This window comes from Micromonospora sp. DT4 (assembly GCF_049841675.1).
Taxonomy (GTDB): domain Bacteria; phylum Actinomycetota; class Actinomycetes; order Mycobacteriales; family Micromonosporaceae; genus Micromonospora.
This window is the reverse complement of sequence record NZ_JBNCKT010000182.1, coordinates 1-6,657: the sequence shown is the minus strand read 5'-3', so window position 1 is coordinate 6,657 and position 6,657 is coordinate 1. Positions and strand designations below refer to the sequence as shown.

Below are 6,657 nucleotides of genomic sequence, written 5' to 3'. Positions count from 1 at the left end.
AATCCTTGTTCCGCAAGCCCGAAGTCCGCTACGCCGCCTCCTGACCATCAACTATTTGCCTTACGGGTCAATAATCCGCAGCCACACCGTCAACGCCGACGCATCCAGCTCCTCCGCCGTGGTGGCCTGCGGCGGCACGAACACGCCGATCAGGTAGCCGCGGTCGGCGTTGGCGTGCATCGCCTCTTGGCCGGCGAGCTCGGCGGTGAACAGCAACTCGGCCGCTGCCTGCGCCCCCGACTGCAACCGCCATTGCTCGTCGGCGTGCAGCAGGCTCAGTCCGGCGATGAACGACGACTTGCCGGCACCGTTGGAATCCGAGGGCCCCTGTCCTGCCACGGTGATCAGCCCACGAGCGGTGATCGGCACCGGGTGAGTCGACAGCCGCGAGATGTTGACCATCTGGATGCCGGCGAGGACGCGCGCTCCGACGATGTCCTCGACGACTCCGTCCGACGGCACGGCTACAGACGTCAACGCTGCCCTCCCACGCGGTTGTGCCGGCGTTCCCGGATCGCTGCGGCCAGCGGATGGTCGGGTGCCGCAGCGAGAATCAACTGGTCCTGCAACTGCTCGCGGGCGGCCGGCGTCAGCCGCGACAACTGTGGGCCCGGGACGTATCCGCTGTCGTGGTCGCCGCCGCGAACCGTTCGGAGCAGCCCGCACGCGGTCAACCGGCCCAGGGCCGCTCTGACCTCGCCGACCGGCACCTTGCTGTCACGGCTGACGTCTTGCAACGTGGTTGGGTACGGGCTCTCCCAAGAGTCCGCAGCGATCTGCTCCTCGCTGCGCGGAATCGCCACCGAGTGGACCAGCACCAGGACCAAAACGGCCCGGTCGGCCAGCGACAGCGGCTGCCACCCCGTCTCGGTGAGCTCAGTCCGTACGGCGTCGTCGAACCCGGACGTGAAATGCAACTGATCAACCGTCACCAGTGTCCGGCCGGTTCGGCGAAGTAGCTCTTCCAGCCGCTCACGGCTCGTCGCATCGCTCAGCGCGGGCAGGAACTGCCGGTGCACCGGGCCACTGCTGTGCTCCAGCAGCGCGTACGCGGCTTCGACCAGCTCCCGCTGCCGATCGGGCAACGTCCCGAGCACTTCTTCGAAGATCGAATTCGGGCGGTTCACGACCCCTCCGGCCCGTCCTCAGCGGTGTCGGGGATCAACCGCCACAGCTCCCGAAGCGTGCTCAGCTCCAGCGACCCGAAGGACGCGATCCGCGGGCCGATTCGCACCGTGTCCGCTCCCTCCAGCAATACCCAACCCGATACCGAAAGGCGCCGGAGCCCCGCGGACAGCAGTTGCTGACGACTCACCTTGTTGCGGCCCGGCACCAGCCGTTGCAACACCTGACCAACATGACCGGTCGAAGCCGGCAGCCCGGGCCATAGATCCGTCGCGGGATCAGGCCAGCAACACCGCAAAGTCGCGGCCAGCACTCGCAGAGTTCCCTTGCTGTCCATCATCGAAGAGCCCGGCACCCCGTACTCGATCAGAACAGCCGGTCCCGCGCTGTCAGGCAGGTTCGGGATCAGCCACACCGCCCTGGCGTCAGCCTCCACCAGACGACGCAGCCCGGCCGGTGTCGGCCCACCACCGGAGATCCGCTGCGGACCGCCGGACCGAATCCGCGCCCACCACAGGGCCGCATCCCGCTCGTTCACGCCGCCTCCTGCTGGTCCCGGCGGAACCAGCCGTCAGAGACCCACGTCCGCGTGGACGTCACATCGACACGCCACCCGTCGCCCCAGGTCACCGTGTACGGCAGCTCCGGGCGTAGATGAATCGCGGTCACCTCCGACAACACTCGCCGACTGGTCGGCCAGTCACCCGCGTCGGCGAGAAGCTGCGCCACCGTGACCACATCCCGCCCCGCAAGCAACTCCTCCGCGCGCTGAGCCAACAGCGTCGCCTCCGGGTCGACGTCGACCTCCGTCGGCGGAGGCTCCTCGTCGACACGCGGTCGCGGCGGCGGCCTCCGGCCACTGTCGGACTGCAGCCCTTCCTCCACCGCGTCCAGCAGATCGTCGGCGGTGAAGAACGGCTCCGGCGCGTCGAACAGCAAACCGTCCAGCGCCTGCGCCAGCCCCTCGGTACTGCTGTCCCGCGCGAACGTGCGCCACCGCTCGGTTGGCAGCAACCCCAACGCACGCGTCTTACCAGCCTGCGCCAGCAGCCGCCCGGCCGCGGTGTTCAACGCGTCGCGATAGGCCGCCAACGCCATCCGGAGCTGCGTGCACTCCGGCAACAACTGCGGATGCCGGTCCGCGGCCGCATTGTGATACACCCGCGCCTTGTCGACCAGGTCGCTGTTACCCAGCAGCGGCTGCGCCTGCGTCCGCAAGGACTCGACCGTCGCCGACTTCGCCAACTGCATGATCGGATTCGCCAGCAGCCGGAAAACCGTCGTCATCTCCAGCAACTGCTCGCGCACCATCTCCGGGGTCGTGTCATCGTCGTCCAGCGCCAGCCGGGCCATCGACAACATCCGGTGCAGCTCCGCCTGGCCCCCGGTCTGCGACAACCGGCGCAGAAAAAGCAACATCACGTACGGCGCGAACGTCGCCTGGTAGAACATCTCGTGCGGCCGCTCGTTGACCCGGGTCACCGCACGGTACGACCGCAGCACCTCGAACCGGCGCCGGACCACATCCGCCGGCACCGCCGGACATGCAAGCACGGCCTGTTCGATCGTCATCCCGGCTGGCCCCGCGTCAGCGATCGCCTGCAAGATCGACTCGTCGACCCCGACCGAGTCCGCGTCGTCCACCATCGCGTTGGCGTTCCGCGCCAACACCGCGAAGACCTGCCGGTAGATCCCGAGAACAGCCGATTCGGCAGCGTAGTCATCGAACGTCAAGGCCGCTGCATCACTCATAGACCATCGACAGTATCGCGGTAAGCCAGCAAGCAGGAGACCCTTCGTACGCCGAGGCTGCCAAATGCCCCCCGGCCTCCGACGGCAAGATCATCGGGCGATGCCCCGCCCTCCAGCCGTCGGGTGACGGAGAGCCACGGACGGCTCGGCGGCGCTTCACTGAGCCTTCCCGCGCAACTGCACCGCCGAGCGGGACGACACCATCGATCAGGCCGAGACAGGAGGCCCAGGCTGGCCAGCGTTGCGGGCCAGCCGGGTCATGATCTCCGAGGAGTGGCTTCAGGCCCAGAAGAGGATGTCGCCGAGATTCTGCTGATCACTGAGGGGCTGGCGGGCTGGGCTTGAAGCACCCTCGAGGCTCGTGGTGTACCAGCCAGTGGAGTCGTTGATCGCCACCTGCTTCCTGTCGGGAGCAGGCAGGACCGTGGGTCGGGAAGCCTTACTCGCCGGCGCGACCTGCTTGACCGTCACCGTGCCCGCAGGAACGTCGACCGTAGCCAGAGCGACGCTGCCATAGTACTGGCGCGAAATGTCGCGGGAAGAAGTACACAAGAACGCAGCCTTGTCGACCTGCGTCTTGCAGTCGTACCAGAAGTCGCCGCTAAGTACATCACCGCCCGGCTTGACCCCGGTAACCACGAGATCGGTGACCGTGTCGCCGCCAACGTAAACCCGAACGTCAGACTTGTTCAAGCCGGCGATGCGGAACTTCTTCTCCTGTCGAACGCTTCCCGCGCCCTCATCCATCGAAGCCGCGTCCGGCTGGGCCGGATCGACGGACACCACCCGGCCAGGTTCAGACACCGTGGCGCCGACCGTGGCTCGGACCCGGCCGTCCTCGCCGAAAGTCGGGTTGTCGAAGCATTGCTTAGCCTCACCGAACGCCTGTGGCGGCTTCCACCGTCCCGACGGGACATAGGTACCACCGGTCAGCGTCGCCACATACAGCTCGCAATCGTTGGTGTATGCCAGACGATGCATCCTCGCGTCGAAGGCCTCCCGGCGGTTGACGCTGGCCTCGCCGGGCGCCACCGCAGTGGCGAGCAAATTGCCGGTGGCGACGTCATACACCAGCAAGCCCTTGGTGCGAGCGGAGAAGTTGTCCTTCGAGATCACGATCCCCGACGGCAGACCGACCTGACCCGTCGGCTCGATCACACCGTCGTCACCCACCGGTGCGCTACTGCTCGTGGGTTGCACAGAGGAGCCTCCACCGCACCCGCTCAACAACACCGCAACAACACACACCACCGCGACCCGCCGCACGACAACCTCCCCAGGTCCGAGGCCGGGCGACGACCCCGCGGCAGTGATCCTAAGCCATGCAGCTACACCCTGTAGCCCCCTCAATCCATCACGCCAACCTCTCGGGTGCAAGGGCCAGTAGTCGTGCTCAAGCCGACCCTCGAACACACGTGCCGGGAGCTGCGTCAACTCGTGCCAGCGGTTGTGCCGCTCGAAGGGCAGGATGGCGGACAGCGGCAGGATCAGATCCAGCCCGACGCGCTCGGTCACCGTGATCTTGCCCGGCTCGAACTTCGCCGACGAGAGCAGCACGAAATCCTCGCCGATCGAAAGCGCCTCGCGGCCCTCCACCAGACCGACGACGGCCTCGCGCAGCTGCTCTAGATCGTCGCAGGCCTTCGCGACGAGCAGATCACGGAACCGGTAGACGTCCAGGTCCGGCAAGAGGTCGGCCTTCGACAGCGCCATGACCCAGATCCGGGGGAATTGGGCGAGCGGCTTGCCGTCCTCCAGCAGCTCGTCCCGTAACGACAGTACGCCGTTGCGGAAGTTGCTGAACAGCGACTTGAGGTACCGATCCTCCTCGCCCGCGTTGTCGAGCAGCTTCTGACCGTCCACCAGCAGCAGGGCGACGTCCGAGCTCAGCAGGGACCGGAAGCTGTCGGCGCGGCGCTGGGACTCCTCCGGGCTCTGCACCGACTGCTCGAACCACTCACCCGGATAGTCGTGCCAGACCACCCGCAGCACGTCGAAGGGCCGGGACTTCGCCGCCGCGGGATCCGACCCGTCCTTCATCTGGACTTTGAAGGCGTACGACGTGGCGGCGAACCGGGTGGTGAGCGGCAGCGTCGCGTCGTCCTTCATGCCGAGGTAGTTCTTGTGCAGCCAGTTACCCTGGCCGATGTCTTCCGCCAGAATGTGGAAGAGGCTCCTCTTCAGATACTGCGGCTCCTGGGCGGCCCCGTAGAACGATGAGAGCAGGACAGTCTTGCCGCTGCCGCTCTCTCCGAACACCGCGATGTGCTGCTCGAGCGCCCTCGGTTGCATGTGAGGACTTTACGCGAGCCGGCCAAGATCGCTTGTGCCCTGCCAGGGGTCCGGCATTTCGGGAAGACGGCCGGCGTCGTTCGAACTCATCCCGACTCCGATGGCCTACGTCTCGTGGCATCTACACCTGGCCCTGGCGCCGAGCGAGTCAGGCCCAGCAGGTAGAGCTTCGACTGGCATCGATCACCCGTCCGGGGAAGCGCGGCAAGTCACTCGCGACGTCGGGTAGCACAACGCGCTTCTGATCCGCCGCCGACACAGCGAGTGGCAGGATGAGCGGCTCTTCACCGTCCCGGTGTCCGTAGACGGCTATCCCTCGCGGGATCTGGTCGCTGCGGGACCATCTGGCGCAGCAGAGGGTGCAGCTGCCGCTGCCCCGTTATCCGAGGGCGGGCCAGGCCGACTGTCACTGCGGCCTGTCCCATCCGATGTTCATCCGGATGATCGAGCGCAGAATGTTGTTGAGCCCCGCCAGCTCACCGGGGCTTCGGAGGACAGCCAGTGGCAGGTTTTCGATGTGCAGTGGGCCGACGCCGTAAAGCACATCGTCCAGCGCGGCGGACACGGCCGCCCCGACCAAAAGGTTGGTTGCGTCGTCCTGGTCCATCCGCTCCGAGGGCCAGCAGTACTCATCCTCGATCACGCGCAGCGGCGGGAACAACCACCAGTTGCCCTCATGACCGAATGAGTCCGGGTTGACGAAACGCAGAGCGCCCTCACCGACGAAGTTGAGGCCGAAGTGCGAGATCGTGTGCAACGTCTCGGCACGTTCCTGATGCAGCCTCGCGGCGTAGACCAGGGTGGCGTTCGGAAGAGCCTCGATTGGATGCGCTGGTCGTCGCGCCGCCTCTCGCAGCGTCGATAGATCAGTCAGGTCGGTGCCGACTCGCCCGATCCGCAGGCCCGTTTCGGCTTCCCACCGCTCGTGACAGGAAGCTACCGTCGCTGCTGTCGCCGGCACGGACTCCAGCTCCACCGGCCGACGAGACAGTGTCCTCGCAGCGTGCAGGAAGCGGGTAGGTGGGTCGAGTTCTGCCCACTTGACGACGGCACCCCCGGGGTGGAGGCCAGGCACGACCGGGTTGAGGGCGAAGTCGATGAGCGCGTGGACGACGTCGGGGCCGATGTACCTGCCCGCGAGCCGTTCTGTCAGTCGGTAAGGAATGCCGTACTCGCCGGTCAGGGTATGACCGAGCATCCGCATCAGCGACGGATCAGTGAAGGGTCGCAGGGCGCCCAGCGCCTGAGGGTAGAACTCATCGAGGACCGCGGCGCATTCGAACAGGAGCCGCGTGGTCAAAAGCGCACCATCGAAATGAACGCACGTCCCCGGCCCGGTCACGATCACGTCCGGCACGGTGCCGGGAAACATTCCTTCGCCGGCGGACTGTTGCCAGGTGACGGTGAGCGCCAGGGCGGTTGCAAGTTCCGGGGTCGTGCGGCTGGTCGGGTAGTGACCGGTTGGGGCGTATAGCAGGGCAGGCACGA

6 protein-coding genes are annotated in these 6,657 nt (G+C 66.6%); all 6 read right to left on the bottom strand.

Annotation, left to right across the window (positions count from 1 at the left end):
• Positions 1-60: 60 nt before the first annotated feature.
• A complete protein-coding gene (locus tag ACLQ24_RS28015) occupies positions 61-477 on the bottom strand; it encodes a hypothetical protein (protein ID WP_425894741.1) in 417 nt (138 codons plus the stop codon).
• The gene (locus ACLQ24_RS28010) at positions 474-1,127 is read right to left on the bottom strand and encodes a hypothetical protein (protein ID WP_393225836.1); all 654 of its coding nucleotides are present in this window, start codon (positions 1,125-1,127) and stop codon (positions 474-476) included. The genes ACLQ24_RS28015 and ACLQ24_RS28010 overlap by 4 nt, the downstream gene beginning before the upstream one ends.
• A complete protein-coding gene (locus ACLQ24_RS28005; protein ID WP_425894740.1) occupies positions 1,124-1,561 on the bottom strand; it encodes a hypothetical protein in 438 nt (145 codons plus the stop codon). Before ACLQ24_RS28005 ends, ACLQ24_RS28010 begins: the two co-directional genes overlap by 4 nt.
• 98 nt (positions 1,562-1,659) lie before the next feature.
• On the bottom strand, positions 1,660-2,859 hold the full coding sequence (locus ACLQ24_RS28000) for a hypothetical protein (protein ID WP_425894739.1): 1,200 nt from the start codon (positions 2,857-2,859) through the stop codon (positions 1,660-1,662).
• Positions 2,860-3,156: 297 nt separating this feature from the next.
• Positions 3,157-5,169, bottom strand: coding sequence for a hypothetical protein (locus tag ACLQ24_RS27995; RefSeq protein WP_425894738.1), 2,013 nt, complete (start codon positions 5,167-5,169; stop codon positions 3,157-3,159).
• Between the two features lie 406 nt (positions 5,170-5,575).
• A partial coding sequence (locus tag ACLQ24_RS27990) for a hypothetical protein (RefSeq protein WP_425894737.1) occupies positions 5,576-6,657 on the bottom strand: 1,082 nt, incomplete at its 5' end.